Raw genomic sequence first — 17,137 nt, forward strand, 5'->3', positions numbered from 1 at the left:
TGGCACGGGGAGGGGACGTTCATGCGGGTGCTGGTGACCGGGGGCAACGCCGGGATCGGCTACTTCGCCGCCGAACAGCTGGCTTCGGCCGGCGCGGAAGTGGTGATCGGCAGCCGGGATCCGGCGAAGGCGGAAAGCGCGCGGACCGCCATCCGGTCGCGGGTCGCCGGGGCGAAGGTCGAGCACGTCCGGATCGACCTCGCCGACCTGGCCTCGCTCGAAGCGGTCGACGCCGGAGAGCTCGACGCCGTCGTCTGCAACGCGGGAGTGGCGCTCGACAACCCGCCGCGGCGCGAGACCGCGGGCGGTCACGAGCTGATGTTCGGCACCAACCACCTCGGGCACTTCGCCCTGGTCGCCCGGCTGATGCCGCGGCTGGCGCCGGACGCGCGCATCGTCACCACCGGCAGCTTCGCCGCGAAGTCCGCGAAGCTCGACTTCGCCGATCTTCAGTGTGAGCGCGATTATCAGCCGAAGCGAGCCTATGAACGGTCGAAGCTGGCCCAGATGCTCTTCGCCTTCGAACTGGACCGGCGGCTCCGCGAGGCCGGTTCGAAGCGGCTGAGCGTGGTGGCCCATCCCGGCGGCGCACTCGATGCGCTGACCCCGTCGCGGCCGCCGGTGCACGTCCGCGGCGCGGGTCAATGGCTGCGCGGCCTGCCCATGCGTGCGCTGGTGCACGGCAAGGACGCCGGTGCGCGGCCCGCCGTCCGCGCGGTGCTCGGCCCGGACGTCACCGGCGGGCAGCTGTGGGGCCCGCGCGTGTTCGGCCTGCGCGGCCGTCCCCGCCTCGAGGAGCGCTGGACGAACCTGACCGACGACGCGGCCGCCGAGCGGCTTTGGGCGGAAAGTGTCACGCTGACCGGGCTGGACCCCCTGGGCTGAATGCACAGTCATCAGGCGGGCACTGTGCACATCGCACGGTGACGTCGCCGGGACCGCTGCTTACGGTGCGGGGAACCAATCCCCGTCCCCTTAGGAGGTCGGCGTGGCCTCAACAGTCGGTGTCGATGACTATGCCCTCACCAGAGTGCCGGACCACGCCCGGTACTCGTGGTGGTCGGTCGCCGTCCAGCGGTTCGGCCAGGTGTCCGCCCTGTCCCAGTTCCTCCTCGGAGCCACCGTCGGCTTCGGGATGAGCTTCTGGAACGCGGTACTGGCGTTCACGCTCGGCTCGGTCATCCTGGAGCTCATCACGATCCTCGTCGGCGTCATCGGCGTCCGCGAAGGTCTGTCCACGTCCATGATCGCCCGCTGGACCGGCTTCGGCCGCGGCGGCTCGGCGCTCATCGGGCTCGCCATCGGGATCAGCCTCATCGGCTGGTTCGGCATCCAGTCCGCCGTGTCCGCGCAAGGTCTCGTCGCGCTCATCGGCGGCCTGCCGGAATGGGGCTGGGCGCTGCTGTTCGGCCTGCTCGTCACCGCGATCGTGGTGCGCGGCTTCCACTCCATGGCCTGGACGGCGTACCTGACCGTGCCGGCCTTCCTGATCCTCGTCGGCTGGTCGATCATCTCCGAACTGACCCGCCACGACCTCGGCGCGCTCGTGTCCTCGGCCCCGCCCGGGCCGTCGCTGAGCCTGCTGCAGGGCACCACGCTGGTCGCCGGCGGCTTCATCGTCGGCGCCGTCATCACCCCGGACATGACCCGCTTCAACCGCACCACCGCCGACGTCGTCAAGCAGACGCTCGTCGGGATCACCCTCGGCGAGTACGTCATCGGCCTGTCCGGCGTCCTGCTCGCGCACGCCGTCGGCAGCGCGGGCATCACCACCATCGTGACGTCGTCGGTCGGCTGGATCGGGCTGCTGATCGTCATCGCCGGCACGATCAAGATCAACGACTGGAACCTGTACTCCTCGGGCCTCGGCGTCGTGAACTTCATCGGCACGGTGTCGGGGCGCAAGGCCCACCGCGGGGTCGTCACGGCGGTGCTCGGCCTGGCCGGCAGCGTGCTCGCCGCGGCCGGGATCCTGGCGAAGTTCACCGACTTCCTCACCGTGCTGGGCGTCGCTTTCCCGCCGATCGCCGGGATCATGGTCGCCGAGTACTTCGTCGTGAAGAAGTGGCGCGGCGACCTGGAATCCGCCCGGGCGCGCGGCACCGTGCCCGAGGACGCGCCGGTGTGGGTGCCCGCGACGCTCGTCGTCTGGGTCGCCGCCGCGTTGTTCGGGGAGTTCGTCGAATGGGGCCTGCCGAGCATCAACTCGCTCGTCGTGGCCTTCGTCCTGTACGTCGTCGCCGGGAAGCTCGGCCTGGTGCGGGGGATCGGCAGCAGCCGGACCGCCGAGGCCGCTCCCGCCGTCCAGTCTGCTTAAGGAGAGATCTTCGTGCGCATCGGCATCGACGTCGGCGGCACCAACACCGACGCTGTCCTGCTCGACGGCCGTCAGGTGCTCGCCTCGGTCAAGACCAGCACGACCGCGGACGTCACCTCGGGCATCGTCGCCGCGATCGACGGCCTGCAGCGGCAACGCGCGTTCGACCCGGCGGCGGTGCGGGCGGTGATGATCGGCACCACGCACTTCATCAACGCCCTCGTCGAGGCCCACCGGCTCGCGCCGACCGCGGCCGTGCGGCTGAGCCTGCCGGCCGGGGCGTCGCTGCCGCCGATGGTCGACTGGCCGCAGCGGCTCGTCGACGCGGTGTCGGGGCGCAGTTACCTGGTCCACGGTGGACACGAGTTCGACGGGCGGCACATCGCGGAGCTCGACGAGAGCGAGCTGCGCAAGGCCGCCGACGACATGGGGGAGGCCGGGGTGCGCAGCGTCGCCATCACCTCGGTCTTCTCCCCGGTCAACGCCGAGTTCGAGGCCCGCGCGGCGGAGATCATCGGCGCGCAGCTGCCGGACGTCGCGATCTCGCTGTCCCACGAGATCGGCCGGATCGGCTTGCTGGAAAGGGAAAACGCGACGGTGATCAACGCGGCGCTGCGGGAGCTGGCCGCGCACATCGTCGACGGGCTGTCCGCTTCGGTCACCGGCGCGGGCATCACCGCGCCGCTGTACCTGAGCCAGAACGACGGCACGCTGATGGACGTCGACTTCGCCCGCCGCTACCCGGTGGCGACCTTCGCTTCGGGGCCGACGAACTCGATGCGCGGCGCGGCCGTGCTGTCCGGTTTGGACACCTGCGCGGTGGTCGACGTCGGTGGTACGACGTCGGACGTCGGGGTGCTGCGGCAAGGCTTCCCGCGGGAAGCGACCACGGACGTCAGCGTCGCGGGGATCCGGACCAACTTCCGGATGCCGGACGTGCTGTCGATCGGCATCGGCGGCGGCAGCCGGGTGCGCGGCGACGCCGGGAACGTCACCGTCGGCCCGGACTCCGTCGGCTACGAGCTGACGTCGAAGGCGCTCGTCTTCGGCGGGGACACGCTCACCGCGACCGACATCGCGGTCGCGGCGGGACGGGCCGACATCGGGGACGCTTCGCTCGTGGCGCATTTGGACAAGGCGCTGGTCCGGGCGGCGCTCGACAAGATCGCCGCCGATGTGTCCGATGTGGTCGAACGGATGCGGACGTCCGCGGAGCCGTTGCCGGTCGTCGCCGTCGGCGGCGGTTCGGTGCTGCTGCCGGACGCACTCGCCGGGTGCGGCGAGGTGCGCCGGCCGGAGAACTACGCCGTGGCCAACGCGATCGGCGCGGCGATCGCCCAGATCGGCGGCGAGGTCGACCGCGTCTACGTGATCGAGCCCGGCCGCCGCGAAGCCGTCGTCGAGGAGGCGAAGCAGGAGGCCATCGACCGCGCGGTCGCCGCCGGCGCGTCGCCGGCGTCGGTCGGCATCGTCGACTTCGACGAGGTGCCCATCCCGTACCTGCCCGGCAACGCCACGCGCATCCGCGCCAAGGCCGTCGGCGACCTGCAGCTGGGGGCGTGATGCGCGAGATCACTTCGGACGACCTCGGCGACATCGCGCGCGGCGCGGCGATCCTCGGCACCGGCGGCGGGGGCGACCCGTACATCGGCCGGTTGCTCGCGCTGTCCGCGGTCCGCTCGCACGGTTCGGTACCGCTGGTTCCCCTCTCCGAGGTGCCGGACGACGCCGTCGTGCTGCCTGTGGCGATGATGGGCGCACCCACGGTGATGGTCGAGAAGCTGCCGTCGGCCGAGCAGGTCGGGCTCGCGGCGCGCACGCTCGCCGCGTACCTCGGCAAGGAGCTGACGCACATCGCGTGCGCCGAGGCGGGCGGGGTCAACTCGCTCATCCCGGTCGTCGCGGCCGCCCAGCTGGGGCTTCCGCTGGTGGACGCGGATGGCATGGGCCGCGCGTTCCCCGAGCTGCAAATGGTTTTGCCGACTTTGTACGGCATCCGCGCGACCCCGATGTCCATCGCGGACGAGAAGGGCAACCGCGGGGTACTGGACACAGTGGACAACCGCTGGGCCGAGCGGCTGGCCCGGTCGGCGACCATCGACATGGGCTGCTCGGCGATGATCAGCAACTACGCGATGTCCGGGACGCAGGCCCGGGAGTCGCTGGTGCCCGGCACGCTGAGCCTGTGCGCCGAGCTGGGCGCACTGGTCCGGGCCGCTCGTTCGGAAAACGCCGATCCGGTCGAGCGGGTCGTCTCCCGCCTGGGTGGGCGACGGCTGTTCAGCGGCAAGGTCGTCGACGTCGCCCGCCGGACGGTGACCGGGTTCGCCCGTGGCGAGGCCCGCCTGTCCGGGATGGACGGTGACGAAGGAGCCGAGCTGGTGCTGCGGTTCCAGAACGAGCACCTGGTGGCCGAGCGCGACGGCGTCGTCGAGGCGTCGGTGCCCGACCTGATCTGCACGCTGGAACGCGAGACCGGGGAAGCCGTCACGACCGAAGGCCTGCGGTTCGGCCAGCGCGTCACGGTCATCGCCGCGCCCGCCGACCCGCGCTGGCACACGCCGGAGGGGATCGCGCTCGCCGGGCCGCGGTACTTCGGCTACGACATCGACCCGATCGGAGTCGCCGGGTGAGCTGGACCCTGACCGAGGCCGATCTGCCCGACCTCGCCCGCGGCGCCGCCGTGCTCGGTACCGGCGGCGGCGGTGACCCGTACGTCGGCCGGCTGCTCGTGCGCGAGGCGATCCGCGAGCACGGGCCGATCACGATCCTCGACCCGTCCGAAGTGGACGACGACGCGCTCGTGATCCCGACCGCCCAGATGGGCGCGCCGACCGTCGTGCACGAGAAGCTGCCCAACGGGTCCGAGCCCGTGCTGGCCCTGCGGACGCTGGAGAAGCACCTCGGTCGGCGCGCCGACGCGACCATGCCGATCGAGTGCGGGGGCATCAACTCGATGATCCCGCTGGTGGTCGGCGCGCGGCTCGGGCTGCCGGTCGTCGACGCCGACGGCATGGGCCGGGCGTTCCCGGAGCTGCAGATGGAGACGTTCGGCGTCTACGGCGTGACCGGGTCCCCGATGGCGATCGGCGGCGAACGCGGCGAGACGACGGTGATCGACACCGGCGCGGACAACAAGCGGATGGAGTGGCTGGCCCGCGGCGTCACCATCCGGCTGGGCGGCGTGGCGCACATCGCCGAGTACGCGATGAGCGGCGCCGACGTCAAGCGGACCGCCGTGCCGCAAACGCTTTCGCTGGCGCTGACCGTGGGCCGGACGATCCGGTCGGCTCGTGAACGCAACGAGGACCCGGTTTCCCGACTGGCCGCCGCGCTGGTCGAAACGCCGTACCAGCACCTGCGGGTGCTGTTCAGTGGCAAAGTGTCCGATGTGGAGCGGCGGACCGAGGCGGGCTTCGCCCGCGGACGCGCCGCGGCGGTGTCGTTCGACGGCTCGAGCAAGCTGGAGATCCTGTTCCAGAACGAGAACCTCCTGGCCACTGTGGACGGTTCCGTGCGGTGCGTGGTGCCCGACCTGATCTGCGTGCTGGAGGCGGCGACCGCCGAGCCGATCACCACCGAGACGCTGCGGTACGGCCAGCGCGTCACGGTCGTCGGCATTTCGACGCCGGCGCTGATGCGCACGCCGGAGGCCCTCGACATCTTCGGCCCCGGCGCGTTCGGGCTGCCTCATCCTTTCGTCCCGGTCGAGGAGATCGGATGAGCTTGGCCGGGAAGCACGTCGTGATCGTCGGTGGCGGGTCGGGCATCGGGCTGGAGGTGGCCCGGCGTTCGGCCGCGGCGGGCGCTTCGGTCCACCTAGGCGGGCGTACCCAGGCTCGGCTGGCCGCCGCGGCCGAGCCTCTCGGGGCGACGTGGCAGGTCGTCGACAGCACCGACCAGGACTCCCTGGCCGCGTTCTTCGGTGCCGTCGACCGCGTCGACCATCTCTTCACGCCCGGCGCGTCCTACACGGTCGGGCCGCTGCGGGAGCTGAGCGACGAGGACGCGGCCAGCCCGTTCGTGACGAAGTTCTGGGGCCAGTACCACGCCGTCAAGCATGCGGTGCCGCGACTGGCTCCCGACGCGTCCATCGTGCTGATGTCCGGGGCGGCGAGCGTCCGGCCGCCGGGCGCGGCGCCCGCGTACGTCGCCTGCAACGCGGCGGTCGAAGGTCTCGGGCGGGGGCTGGCGGTCGAGCTGGCGCCGGTCCGGGTGAACGTCGTCGCGCCGGGGACCATCGACGGGAACCTGTGGGCGGGGCGGCCGGCCGACGTGCGGGAGGCGAGTTTCGACCAGTACTCGCGGGACACGCTGCTGCACCGCGTCGGGAAGGAGTCCGAAGTGGCCGATGCCGTGCTGTACCTGTTCGGCAGCACCTACACGACCGGGTCGACGCTCTACCCCGACGGTGGCTACACCCTGCACTGAGCTCGTCTACTGTGGTCAGTCATGCGCATCACCGCTGGTGACGTGGCCGCCCTCGAACGCGGGGTGGCCCTGCTCGGGTCCGGCGGCGGCGGGGACACGGTCACCGCCGCCGTGCTGCTGCGCCGGTTGCTCTCCGACGGCCGCGCGCTGGAGGTTTCGGCGGTGGCCGAGCTGGCGCCGTCGGCCGGGGTGGTGCCGATCGGGGTCGTCGGCGCGACGGCGGCGTTCACCGAGAAGCTGCCGGGCGGCGGGGAGTTCTCGGCCGCGGTGGCCGCCGTCGAACGCTGGACCGGCGAACGCGCGGACGCGCTGATGTCCATCGAGATCGGCGGGCTCAACGGGCTGCTGCCCATGGTCGTGGCCGACCAGCTCGGGCTGGGGTACGTCGACGCGGACCTTTCGGGCCGGGGGCTGCCCCGGCTCGACCAGTTCTCGGTCGCCGCGACCGGCCGCGGGGTCGCGCCGGCGGCGCTGGCCGAGCCCGGCGGGCAGGTCGTGGTGCTGGCGGCCGGGTCGGACGCCGTGATCGAGCGGGGCACCCGGGCGTTCCTGGCCGGTTCCGGCGGCTGGGCGGCGTTCGCGCTGGCCCCGATCCCGGCCGGCGAGCTGGCCGGGTGCTCGGTGCCGGGCACGACGAGCGGCGCGTTGGACCTGGGCCGCCGCGTGCTGGCGGTGGGGGAGAGCCCGCCGCGAGACGCGCTCTCGGCGGCGCTGAAGGGCTCGGTGCTGGCGCGCGGGAGGGTCCTGGAGGTGGCGCGGCACCTCGGTCCGGGGCAGCACGGCAGCCCGGGGTTCGGCCGCGGCAGCGTCACCCTGGCCGACCACCGCGACGGCGCACTGCTCCGGCTGGAGATGGAGAACGAGTACCTGCTGGCGCTGCGCGACGGGGCGCCGGTGGCATCGACGCCGGACGTGCTGTCGGTGCTGGACCACCGCACGGGGGTCCCGGTGCCGTGCGACGCGATCCGCGCGGGGGTGGAGGTGGACGTGGTCCGGTTGACGGCGGCGCCGTTCTGGACGGACCCCCGGTGGCTTCCGGTGGTGCGGCCCAGGGCGTACGGCATCGACTGCGACCCGGTGGGGGCGTGATGGCCCGGCGGTGGCGGGTCGGTCCGGAGACCGCGGTGAGCCGGCTGTGGTGAGCCGGGCGCGGGTGCTTGCGCAGCGTGGAGTCTGGCCTCGCGCCTGGCGGCCTGTCGTGAGTCGGCGGGTGTTTGGGGAGGCCGGGTACCGCGCGATGCGTGGCCTCAGCCGGTTGGGTGGGGGTCCGGTGAGCGTGCGGTGGGTGCTTGTGCGGGTGGGGTGTGACCTCGCGACCGGCCGGGCCGCCCCGGGCCGGCCGGTGTGCGGCACCAACCGGGCGGGGCTCCCATGAGCCTGCGGCGGGTGCTCGCTCTTCCCGGGTGGGCGGAGCACGTCCGGCTCCTCGCCGGCTCGGCGGGGCTGGACCGTCCACTCGCGACGGTTCAGGCCACTTTGGACGCTTCGCACCTCCCCGCCGCCGGGGAGCTGACCGTTGTCGCCCGCCCGGTCGCCGGGACCGACTGGCAGATCGATGCCCTGCTGCGACGCTGTGCCGACGTCGGCGCCACCGGGGTGCTGCTGCCCAGCGCCGAGCCGCTCGCCGCGTCGCGGCTGCTTGCCGATCGGCTTGCCGTGCCGCTGCTGACCACCGGTGCGCCGCCGCTGGATCTGCTCGTCGAGGCCCGGCTGCTGCTCGCGGCCCCCGAACTCGACCGGGCCGACCTGCTGCTCGCCACCCACCGCGCCCTCGGGGACCGGCTGCGGCCGCCCGAAGAGGTCGTCGCCGTGCTGCGGCGGCTGCTGCGGTCGTCCGTCGCGGTGCTCGACGACCGCGGGGTGCCGCTCGCCGGCGAGGTCACCGGGCACGTCCGGCTGGACGAGGCCGTGCCGCAGCGGACCGACACCGACGGCGCCGTCTTCCTGGCCCACCCCGTGCTGCTGCAGCGTCCGGCGATGTGGCTGGCGGCCGAGCTGCGGGGGACCGAAACCGCGCGGGCCGACGTCGTGCCGCCCGCGCTCGCCGTGGCCGCCGGGGCGCTGCAGCGCTGGCTGCTCGCCAACCGCCTCGAACTCGAACGGGACGCGCGGTCGCGCACGGCGTTGCTCGGCGACCTGCTGCGCCTGGACACCGAGCCGGGCGCGGACCTGCGCCGTCGCGTCGCCGACGCCGGGTGGCGGCTCGGCGGCTGGCACGTCGGGCTGCACATCGGCGTCCCGGCGACCGTCGACACCGTGGCGCGCACGCAGGAGGTCATGCGGGCGCTGGACGTCGAGGCGGTCGTCGTCGAGCACGGCGACGGCTGGACCGGCTGGGTCACCTTCGACCACGAACCCACGGCGGAACGCGTGCGCTCCCTCGCGACCCGGCTCCAGACGGCGCACCGGGCGCTGCGCCTGGGCGCGCACATGGGAGTGGGGCGGCCGCACCCGCGGCCGGACGGGCTCGCGGCGACCGTGGCGGAGGCACTCGACGCGGCCCGCCTCGCCGCGACCCGGCCCGAGACGGGCCACTTCCTCCACGTCGACCAGCTCGGCATGGCCCAGCTGCTGCTCGAATGGACCCGCACGGACACGTTCGAACCGGCGGCGCGGGCTTTGGTCGCACCGCTGCGCTCGGTGCCGGGTGACCTGGTCCGGACTCTCGCGGCCTACCTCGACGCGGAGTCGTCGATCGCCGAGACCGCCACGGTGCTGGGCGTGCACCGCAACACCGTGGCGGCCCGGATCGCGCGGATCGAGCAGCTGCTGGGGGTGGACCTGTCCCGCCCGGACGAGAGGCTGGCGCTGCACCTCGCGTCCCGGGCGGTCATCCTTTCCGACGAGTGACTAGTCGTCGTCCCCGCCGCCGGTCACGTTGCCGATGCTGGCGGGGACGCCCTTGATCATGTCGATGACGGTCTTCCCGGCCAGGCCCGACTTCCCGAACCACGGGTCGGTCATGATCTTGATGGCCGACTCGAACTTCTCGGCGCCTTCCTTGCCGAAGACCTTGCCGAGCTGCTCGACCGAGAAGTTGTTGATCTTGTCGAACTTCGCCATGATCTCGGGCGTGACCCCGTCCACCTTGGACAGCTTGTCCTTGATGACCGCGGTCATCTGATCGGTGAACGGCTTGTGCGGCTTGGGATCCGGAGTGGCCGACGTCGGCGTGGAGTCCGGCTTCGGCTCCGGCGTGGTGTCGGGCTTCGGTTCCGGCGTGGTCGAGGATGACGACGGCGCGGGTTCCGGCTTCGGCTCGGGCGTGGCCGAGGACGGCTTCGGCTCGGGGGTGGCGTCGGGCTTGGGCTCGGGCTTGGGCTCCGGGGTCGCCGAAGACGACGACGGTTCGGGCTTCGGCTCCGGTTTCGGGTCCGGCTTGGGCTCGGGGGTGGTGTCGGGCTTGGGCTCGGGCTTCGGTTCCGGTGTGGTCGAAGACGACGACGGCGCGGGTTCCGGCTTGGGCTCGGGCGTGGTGTCGGGCTTGGGTTCCGGTGTGGTGTCGGGCTTGGGCTCCGGCTTGGGTTCCGGGGTGGCCGACGACGGTGTGGTGTCGGGCTTCGGCTCCGGTGTGGTGTCCGGCTTGGGCTCGGGCTTCGGTTCCGGCGTCGTCGAGGAGGACGACGGCGCAGGTTCCGGTTTCGGTTCGGGCTTGGGTTCCGGTTTCGGTTCGGGCTTGGGCTCGGGCTTCGGCTCGGGCGTCGCCGAGGAGGGCTTCGGCTCGGGCGTCGCGTCCGGCTTCGGCAGGGGCATCGCGTCCGGCTTGGGGGTCGGGGTCGGGGTCAGGCTGCTCGTCGGGGGCTTCGCCGCCGCCAGGTCGTCGCCCGCCTTGCCCATCTTCGCCAGCGCCTGGACCAGGTCGCCCAGCTTGCGGCCCAGCTGGACCAGCTTCGCACCGATCTTGCCCAGCGCCGTGGCCACCGTGCCGATCGTCGTGCCGATGAAGATCGCGATCGACGCGCCGAACGTCACCGGGGCCAGGGCCGCCGCGATCAGGGCGCCCTTGATGATCGTCGCCAGCAGCATCGCGATCAGGTCGCGGAAGATGCCGCGGAACGCGCCGACGATGCCGCCGGCGATCTTCATGTTCTTGCCGGCCTGGTCGAGGTACCCGCCGAGGGAGTTCAGCTGCTCGGTGACCGCGTCCATGTCCTTCTTGAACTGGTCCGCGGCGTTGCCGGACCAGTCCTTCATGAGCGTTTCGATCGCCGTCTGGTGGTCCGTCGACCACTGTTCCAGCTTCTTCTTCTCGGCCGAGAGCGCCTCGGCGGCCGCGTTGATGCCGATGGGGTCGCCCATCAGGATGTCCAGCGGCCACCGCAGGATCGTGATGTGCTCGATGAGCCAGCCGATCCCGGCGGTCAGCAGGCTGCCGATGGGGTCCAGCACGAGACCGATGGTCTCCAGCGCCATGCCCGCCGAGCCGATGCCGATCGCGACCTTGTCGTTCTCCTTGCGCGCCTTGTCCAGGCCGACCGCGGCCTCGAAGAACCCGGCGCCGGCGGAGGCGTTGTCGCTGTTGAAGAGTTCGGAGCCGTGGAGGCTGACGTCCTTGCTCTTGTAGTCGTCGCCCACTATTCGAACCTCACGATCGAGTCGACGGCGTCTTCCTCGCCCGCCTGGTAGCGCTTCGCGGCCTCGGCGACCTTGTCGGAGAACTCGCCGATGGTCTTGGCGTAGTCGCCGAACTGGTGGTGCGCCTTGTCGGTCCACGTGCTCGCGCCCGCCGCCATCAGCTGGCACGCCGGGTTGATGCCGAACATGCCGGGGTCGCAGGTCATGCCGCCGACCAGGTCGGCCGTGCCCTGCAGGTTGCTCTGGAGCTCGTCGAGGTGCTTGCCGAAGTTGGCCAGGGGCTCGGAATTGACCCTGAAGCCGCCGCCGCTCACCAGGGGTTCGATTCGTCGTCGGGGTGGTCGTCGGCCGGGGGACGGCGACGCGGGGCAGGCCCGGCGGCCGGCGGTGCGGGCGGACGGGCCGGGGGAGCGGCCGGCGGCGGGGTCCGCTCGGGCTCGGCGCTCTCCGGGGCCGCGAAGTCGCCGTCGGGCGGCGGGTCCGGGGGCAGGAACGACCGGACCATGTCGGTCGACTCGCTGTCGCCGTTGATCGTGGCGAAGGAGTCCGCGACGGTGCGGGCGGTCTGGCGCTGGGCTTCGCGCACCGTGCCCATGATCGCCGCGGTCAGCCGCGCCGGGCCCAGGTCGCACGCCCGGAGCCCGAGCTCGAGGTTCGTGAGCGCGCCGTTCGGGGCGAGCGTCACGGTGACCGCGCCGTCGCGGGAGCGGACCGTGGCGCCCGCGGCGGAAAGCGCTTCACTCAGCGCCGCCGCCTTCGACTGCATGTCCCGGACCTGCCGTTCGAGCAGCAGCTCGAAGTCTTCACCTGGCCCCAGGTTCGGTTGCACGAAATCGACTCCTCGCCACGCCGGGGTACGGGGCCGCCGGGCCCCACGATCGGGCCAGATTAGCGCACCCCAGGAGTTCATTTCGGGCTAACCGGGAGGATGGCTCGTTTTCTCCCCGATGTTGCCCTCGAATGCCCTCGATCGGGTTTGACCCGGACCACGCTCCGGGTTGCACGATCGGGGACATGACACGACTGGACGACTACCGGCCGCTGGGCCGCTCCGGGCTGCGGGTCTCGCCGCTGGCGCTGGGCGCGATGACCTTCGGCACCGGCCCCTTCTGCGCCGACGACGACACCGCGCGCAAGACCTTCCACGCCTACGTCGAAGGCGGCGGCAACTTCGTCGACACCGCGGACAACTACAGCTCCGGCCGCAGCGAGGAGCTGGTCGGCGAGTTCCTGCGCGACGTCGGACGCGACGACGTCGTCCTCGCCACCAAGTACTCCGGGCCGGACTTCGCCGGCGGCGAGCCGCGGTCGGACCCCCGCCGGCGCAGCAACGGCCGCAAGAACATGGTCGCCTCGCTGGACGCGTCACTGCGGCGGCTGGGCGTCGACCACGTCGACCTGTACTGGCTGCACGTCTGGGACGGCTTCACCCCGGCCGAGGAGGTCATGGCGGCGTTCGGCGACCTCGTCGGGGCCGGGAAGATCCGCGCCGTGGGGCTCAGCGACGTCCCGGCCTGGTACGCGACGAAGGCCGCCATGCTCGGCGGCCCGCCGGTGACGGCGCTGCAGCTGGAGTACTCCCTGGTCGAGCGGGCCATCGAGGCCGAGTACGTGCCCCTGGCGCGGGAGTTCGGCATCGCCGTCCAGCCGTGGGGCGCGATCGGCGGCGGCTTCCTGTCCGGCAAGTACACCCGCGACGGCGGCGGCACCGGCCGGCTCGCCGAGGGCGCGCCCTACCGGTCGCTGCCGGAAACCCGCTGGGCCGTGCTGGACGTCGTCCGCGAGGTCGCGGCCGAGGCGGGCGCGACCCCGGCCCAGGTCGCACTGCACTGGGTGACGCGCCGGCCGGCGATGCCCGCGCCGCTGATCGGCGCCCGGTCACCGGAGCAGCTCGCCGAGACCCTCGGCGCGCTCGAGCTGGCCCTGACCGACGCCCAGCTGGACCGGCTGACCGCCGTCAGCGCGCCGGAACTGCCGTTCCCGCACGGCATCCTGGCGCGGCTCAACGCCGGGCTGCCGCGCTAGCCGCGGCCGTGGTGGCCGCCGCTCTCGTCGGCGACGGATTCCGCGTGCGGCTCGCCGTCACGGCAGTCGACGATCACCGTGTTCTCGGTCCCGCCGTTCTTGAACTTGACCGACGCGGTGGCGGCCGGGCCGCGGACGAAGTCGTCGATGCGGTAGCCGGGATCCGGGCTCCACGACATCAGCGTGACCTGGTCACCCGCGCACTGGGCGACGATCCGGCCGCCGGGGACGGTCAGGCCGCGCGGCGCCGGGGCGCTCGACGTCGTCGGCGCGGGCCGGGCCGGGGTCGTGCTCGGTGGCACGGTTTCGAGCGCGCGGGCCACGTCGTCCTGCGACAGCGGCTGGTTCTGCGGGCCGAGGATGCCGGCGCCGACGACGTCGAGGGCCACCGTGCCGACCCCCGCGGTGACGGCGGCGGCCAGCAGCCAGCCCGCCGCCATCAGCACCCTGCGCCTGTCCATCGGTCCACTGTGCCACCGGGAAGGGTTAAGGCGCGGCTAAGACGCCCTTAGCGTTCGCCAGGAGCCGGGCGAAGCGGCTTCGCGTGTGTAGCCTCCCGAGAATGGCGACCGTGCTGCTCGTCGAGGACGACCCGACCATCCGCGCGGCCGTGCTGCGCGCGCTGGGCGAGCGCGGGCACGCGGTGACCTCCGCGCCGACCGCGATGGCCGGGCTGCAGGCGGCCGTCACCGACCGGCCCGACGTCGTCCTGCTCGACCTGGGGCTGCCCGACCTCGACGGCCGCGAGGTGCTGCGGATGGTGCGGGCGGTGAGCGCGGTGCCGATCATCGTGGTCACCGCCCGCGGCGCGGAGGAGGAGATCGTCCGGCTGCTCGACGCCGGCGCCGACGACTACGTGGTCAAGCCGTTCGGCGGCGCGCAGCTCGACGCGCGGATCCGCGCGGTGCTGCGGCGGGCCGAGCCGGAGGAGACGACGGCCCCGGTGGTCGTCGGCGGCCTGTCGGTCGACGCGCGGACGCGGCAGGCCTCGCTCGACGGCGCGGCGCTGGACCTCACCCCGCGCGAGTTCGACCTCCTGCACTACCTCGCGAGCCGGGCCGGGACCGTGGTGAGCAAGCGCGAACTGCTCGCCGACGTCTGGAAGCTGCCCTACGCCGGCGCGGACAAGACGGTGGACGTGCACCTGTCGTGGCTGCGGCGCAAGCTCGGCGAGACCGCGCAGGAGCCGCGGTACCTGCACACCGTGCGGCGCGTCGGCGTCCGGCTGGCCGAACCGGAGGGCCGGGCGTGAGGAAGCGGCTCGCGGTGCTGGTCGCGGCCGCGATGTGCCTGGTGCTCGTCGCGTTCCTCGTGCCGCTGGCGATCCTGCTGCGGTCGGTCACCGCGGACCGCGCGGTCACCGCCGCGACGGCGAAGGCGCAGTCCCTGACGTCCCTGGTGGCGACGGCCGACGCGGTGACCCTGCGGCCGGCGGTCGACCAGCTCAACACGAGCTGCGACAACCAGGGCTCCGCCCCGGGCCGGGGGCTCCGCCACCCGGAACCCCCGAAAGAATGCGGGGGCCCCCCGGTGACGGTGTTCCTGCCCGACGGCACCGTGCTCGGCGCGGCCACGCCGCGCACGCCGGGGGTCGCGCTGGCCGCGGCGCAGGGAAGCAGCCTGACCGTCGAGGACGCCGGCGGCCGCGAAATCCTCGTCGCGGTCCAGGGCCTGCCGCGCGGGACCGCCGTGGTGCGGGCGTTCGTCGACCACGCCGAGCTGACCCGCGGGCTGGGCGCGGCGTGGCTGGTGCTGGCCGGGCTGGGCGTGGTGCTGCTGGGGCTCGGGGCGTTCGTCGCCGACCGGCTGGCCCGGTCGATCGTGCGGCCGGTCCACGAGCTGGCGGCGGTCTCGCGCCGGCTCGCCGAGGGGGACCTCGACGCACGCGCGCGTCCCGGTGGGCCGGGGGAGGTGCGGTCGGTCGCCGCCGCGCTCAACCTGCTGGCCGCGCGGATCCGGGACCTGGTGCGGCAGGAACGCGAGGCCGTGGCCGACATCTCGCACCGGCTGCGGACGCCGTTGACGGTGCTGCGGCTGGACGCCGAGTCGTTGCGCGACCCGGCCGAGGCGGAGCGGATCACCGCCCACGCCGAGAGCCTGGAACGGCAGGTCACCGCGTTGATCGACCAGGCACGGGCCCGCGACTCGGCGCCCGGCTCGTGCGACGCGGTCGTGGTCGCCCGCGCGCGGGCCGAGTTCTGGTCGGTGCTCGCGCAGGACCAGGACCGCGCGGTGACGGTCTCGCTCGACGACGGCCCGCTGCCGGTCGCGGTCGGCGAGCCGGAGCTGGCCGCGTGCCTGGACGCGTTGCTGGGCAACGTCTTCGCGCACACCCCGGAGGGCACGGCCTACGCGATCCGGCTGACGGCGACGGCGGGCGGGGCACGGCTGGAGGTCGCGGACGAGGGCCCGGGCTTCGACTTCGACGACGTCTCACGCGGCGCGAGCGGAGCCGGGTCGACCGGGCTCGGGCTGGACATCGCCCGCCAGACGGCCCGCGCGTCCGGCGGGGAGTTCAGCGTGACGCGGGGGCCGGGCGCGCGGATCGTGCTCGATCTCGGAAAGCCTTTAGGGATGCCTTAATCCTCGCGCAGCGCGCCGCTATCGCCGGGCGCGTGATGCTTCTTTCGTTGGCGGAGAACGAGAAGGAGCAGACATGCGCAAGATTCTGGTAGTCGCGGCGGCCGGCGCGGTGCTCGCGGTCGGCGGGACCACGGCCGCGCTCGCACAGTCCGGAGCCGACGACGGCTCTCGTGCGCCGGCCACCACGACGAGTGGACCCTCGGCCACCACGGAGACTTCGGATACTTCGCGCAGCAGCGAAGCCACGGTGTCGTCGAGCGCGAGCCGCCCGGCGCCGAGCACGTACCCGACCCGGCCCGCGCCGAGCACGTACCCGACCCGCACCCACGACCTCGGCGACGACCACGGCGGCCGCGGGAACGAGCCGGGCGACGACCACGGCGGCCACGGCGGCGAGCCAGGAGACGACCACGGCGGGCACCACGAGGCCGGGGACGACCGCGGCGGCCGCGGCTGACCGTTCCACAGTGGACGGCACGCGTGCCCGGATGGACGACACGCGTGCCTGGGCGGACGACACGGCGGATGTCGGCGTGTCGTCCGCCCGCGTGTGCGTCACGGCTGGGCCGGGACCGCGCCGACGGTCAGCAGGTGCGCCTCGGCGGAGGCGTCAGCGACCCCGGGTGATCTTGACCGTCGTCACCGGTGAACCGCCGCGGCTCGCTCGATCTCCGCGCACCGCTCCGTCCAGAACTCGCGGTCCCGGGGCGGTGCGCTGGTCGCCCCGTCGAGCTGTTCCCGCAGGATGTCGGCGTGTCCCGCGTGCCGGCTCGCCTCGGTGAGCACGTGCACCAGGACGGTGAACAGCAGCACGTCCGGACGCGGCCACCACGGCACGTACCCGGGCGCGTCGATGGCGAGAACGTCGATCGTCGCGTCGGAGTGCTCCGCGGCGCGGCGGTAGCCGTCCACGATCTCCGTCCGGGTCTCGTCCGCGGTCGCCCAGAAGTCCCGGCCGCGCGCCTCGAGGTCGTCCCAGCGGGGCAGCGGCTCGGGGAACGGCCGGTCGAACACCTCGCCCAGGTACCGGGTTTCCCACAGCGCCAGGTGCTTCACCAGGCCGAGCAGGTTGGTGCCGGTCGCGGTCAGCGGGCGCCGCACGGAGTACTCGTCCAGTCCGTCGAGCTTCGCGAGCACCGCCTCGCGGGCCTCGCGCAGATCGTCGTGCAGGTACCGCTTCGCGAAGTCGTCGATCACGACGGCCAG

The 17,137-nt window shown here is 73.2% G+C and carries 17 protein-coding genes; 12 read left to right on the top strand and 5 right to left on the bottom strand.

Annotated elements, in window-relative coordinates:
* Nucleotides 1-21: 21 nt before the first annotated feature.
* The 8 genes from AA23TX_RS31215 to AA23TX_RS31250 all read left to right on the top strand — a co-directional run bounded on the left by AA23TX_RS31215 (nucleotide 22) and on the right by AA23TX_RS31250 (nucleotide 9,598).
* Nucleotides 22-885, top strand: a complete 864-nt coding sequence (locus tag AA23TX_RS31215; RefSeq protein WP_155546343.1) for an SDR family NAD(P)-dependent oxidoreductase — start codon at nucleotides 22-24, stop codon at nucleotides 883-885.
* A 103-nt stretch (nucleotides 886-988) separates the two neighbouring features.
* Entirely contained in the window at nucleotides 989-2,317 is a 1,329-nt protein-coding gene (locus tag AA23TX_RS31220) for a purine-cytosine permease family protein (protein ID WP_155546344.1), read from the top strand.
* A 12-nt stretch (nucleotides 2,318-2,329) separates the two neighbouring features.
* The gene (locus tag AA23TX_RS31225; protein ID WP_155546345.1) at nucleotides 2,330-3,880 is read left to right on the top strand and encodes a hydantoinase/oxoprolinase N-terminal domain-containing protein; all 1,551 of its coding nucleotides are present in this window, start codon (nucleotides 2,330-2,332) and stop codon (nucleotides 3,878-3,880) included.
* Entirely contained in the window at nucleotides 3,880-4,950 is a 1,071-nt protein-coding gene (locus AA23TX_RS31230) for an S-methyl thiohydantoin desulfurase family protein (RefSeq protein WP_155546346.1), read from the top strand. The genes AA23TX_RS31225 and AA23TX_RS31230 overlap by 1 nt, the downstream gene beginning before the upstream one ends.
* Nucleotides 4,947-6,041, top strand: a complete 1,095-nt coding sequence (locus tag AA23TX_RS31235) for an S-methyl thiohydantoin desulfurase family protein (RefSeq protein ID WP_155546347.1) — start codon at nucleotides 4,947-4,949, stop codon at nucleotides 6,039-6,041. The genes AA23TX_RS31230 and AA23TX_RS31235 overlap by 4 nt, the downstream gene beginning before the upstream one ends.
* Nucleotides 6,038-6,748, top strand: coding sequence for an SDR family oxidoreductase (locus AA23TX_RS31240; RefSeq protein WP_155546348.1), 711 nt, complete (start codon nucleotides 6,038-6,040; stop codon nucleotides 6,746-6,748). The genes AA23TX_RS31235 and AA23TX_RS31240 overlap by 4 nt, the downstream gene beginning before the upstream one ends.
* Before the next feature lie 21 nt (nucleotides 6,749-6,769).
* The gene (locus AA23TX_RS31245) at nucleotides 6,770-7,837 is read left to right on the top strand and encodes an S-methyl thiohydantoin desulfurase family protein (protein WP_155546349.1); all 1,068 of its coding nucleotides are present in this window, start codon (nucleotides 6,770-6,772) and stop codon (nucleotides 7,835-7,837) included.
* A 282-nt stretch (nucleotides 7,838-8,119) separates the two neighbouring features.
* Nucleotides 8,120-9,598, top strand: coding sequence for a PucR family transcriptional regulator (locus AA23TX_RS31250; RefSeq protein WP_155546350.1), 1,479 nt, complete (start codon nucleotides 8,120-8,122; stop codon nucleotides 9,596-9,598).
* Here AA23TX_RS31250 and AA23TX_RS49705 read toward each other — a convergent pair whose 3' ends face one another.
* The 3 genes from AA23TX_RS49705 to AA23TX_RS31265 are packed head-to-tail and all read right to left on the bottom strand — an operon-like array spanning nucleotide 9,599 to nucleotide 12,152.
* Entirely contained in the window at nucleotides 9,599-11,323 is a 1,725-nt protein-coding gene (locus AA23TX_RS49705; protein ID WP_196425604.1) for a hypothetical protein, read from the bottom strand.
* The gene (locus tag AA23TX_RS31260; RefSeq protein WP_230862776.1) at nucleotides 11,323-11,637 is read right to left on the bottom strand and encodes a hypothetical protein; all 315 of its coding nucleotides are present in this window, start codon (nucleotides 11,635-11,637) and stop codon (nucleotides 11,323-11,325) included. Before AA23TX_RS31260 ends, AA23TX_RS49705 begins: the two co-directional genes overlap by 1 nt.
* The gene (locus AA23TX_RS31265; RefSeq protein WP_155546351.1) at nucleotides 11,634-12,152 is read right to left on the bottom strand and encodes a YbaB/EbfC family nucleoid-associated protein; all 519 of its coding nucleotides are present in this window, start codon (nucleotides 12,150-12,152) and stop codon (nucleotides 11,634-11,636) included. Before AA23TX_RS31265 ends, AA23TX_RS31260 begins: the two co-directional genes overlap by 4 nt.
* 185 nt (nucleotides 12,153-12,337) lie before the next feature.
* On the opposite strand from AA23TX_RS31265, the gene AA23TX_RS31270 reads away from it, so the two are divergent.
* Nucleotides 12,338-13,348, top strand: a complete 1,011-nt coding sequence (locus tag AA23TX_RS31270) for an aldo/keto reductase (RefSeq protein WP_155546352.1) — start codon at nucleotides 12,338-12,340, stop codon at nucleotides 13,346-13,348.
* Here the strand turns inward: AA23TX_RS31270 and AA23TX_RS31275 are convergent.
* Nucleotides 13,345-13,809, bottom strand: a complete 465-nt coding sequence (locus tag AA23TX_RS31275) for a hypothetical protein (protein ID WP_155546353.1) — start codon at nucleotides 13,807-13,809, stop codon at nucleotides 13,345-13,347. The two genes, AA23TX_RS31270 and AA23TX_RS31275, sit on opposite strands and share 4 nt — an antisense overlap.
* Before the next feature lie 101 nt (nucleotides 13,810-13,910).
* Between AA23TX_RS31275 and AA23TX_RS31280 the strand changes: the two genes are divergently transcribed.
* The 3 genes from AA23TX_RS31280 (at nucleotide 13,911) to AA23TX_RS31290 (ending at nucleotide 16,388) form a co-directional block, all read left to right on the top strand.
* Nucleotides 13,911-14,600 (top strand): response regulator transcription factor, encoded by a 690-nt coding sequence (locus AA23TX_RS31280; RefSeq protein ID WP_155546354.1) that lies wholly within the window; start codon nucleotides 13,911-13,913, stop codon nucleotides 14,598-14,600.
* Nucleotides 14,597-15,931, top strand: a complete 1,335-nt coding sequence (locus AA23TX_RS31285; protein ID WP_155546355.1) for a sensor histidine kinase — start codon at nucleotides 14,597-14,599, stop codon at nucleotides 15,929-15,931. The genes AA23TX_RS31280 and AA23TX_RS31285 overlap by 4 nt, the downstream gene beginning before the upstream one ends.
* 73 nt (nucleotides 15,932-16,004) lie before the next feature.
* On the top strand, nucleotides 16,005-16,388 hold the full coding sequence (locus AA23TX_RS31290; RefSeq protein WP_155546356.1) for a hypothetical protein: 384 nt from the start codon (nucleotides 16,005-16,007) through the stop codon (nucleotides 16,386-16,388).
* 182 nt (nucleotides 16,389-16,570) lie between these two features.
* On the opposite strand, the gene AA23TX_RS31295 is transcribed toward AA23TX_RS31290, so the two are convergent.
* Nucleotides 16,571-17,128: a DinB family protein gene (locus AA23TX_RS31295; RefSeq protein WP_155546357.1), complete on the bottom strand. Its 558-nt coding sequence runs from the start codon at nucleotides 17,126-17,128 to the stop codon at nucleotides 16,571-16,573.
* Between the last annotated feature and the right edge of the window lie 9 nt (nucleotides 17,129-17,137).

Origin of the sequence: Amycolatopsis camponoti, assembly GCF_902497555.1 — a bacterium.
Taxonomy (GTDB): domain Bacteria; phylum Actinomycetota; class Actinomycetes; order Mycobacteriales; family Pseudonocardiaceae; genus Amycolatopsis; species Amycolatopsis camponoti.

Coding starts and splice junctions, on each gene's coding strand:
- AA23TX_RS31280 (WP_155546354.1), top strand. CDS start 13,911: ATGGCGACCGTGCTGCTCGTCGAGGACGACCCGACCATCCGCGCGGCC.
- AA23TX_RS31270 (WP_155546352.1), top strand. CDS start 12,338: ATGACACGACTGGACGACTACCGGCCGCTGGGCCGCTCCGGGCTGCGG.
- AA23TX_RS31215 (WP_155546343.1), top strand. CDS start 22: ATGCGGGTGCTGGTGACCGGGGGCAACGCCGGGATCGGCTACTTCGCC.
- AA23TX_RS31290 (WP_155546356.1), top strand. CDS start 16,005: ATGCGCAAGATTCTGGTAGTCGCGGCGGCCGGCGCGGTGCTCGCGGTC.
- AA23TX_RS31230 (WP_155546346.1), top strand. CDS start 3,880: ATGCGCGAGATCACTTCGGACGACCTCGGCGACATCGCGCGCGGCGCG.
- AA23TX_RS31245 (WP_155546349.1), top strand. CDS start 6,770: ATGCGCATCACCGCTGGTGACGTGGCCGCCCTCGAACGCGGGGTGGCC.
- AA23TX_RS31240 (WP_155546348.1), top strand. CDS start 6,038: ATGAGCTTGGCCGGGAAGCACGTCGTGATCGTCGGTGGCGGGTCGGGC.
- AA23TX_RS31275 (WP_155546353.1), bottom strand. CDS start 13,809: ATGGACAGGCGCAGGGTGCTGATGGCGGCGGGCTGGCTGCTGGCCGCC.
- AA23TX_RS31250 (WP_155546350.1), top strand. CDS start 8,120: ATGAGCCTGCGGCGGGTGCTCGCTCTTCCCGGGTGGGCGGAGCACGTC.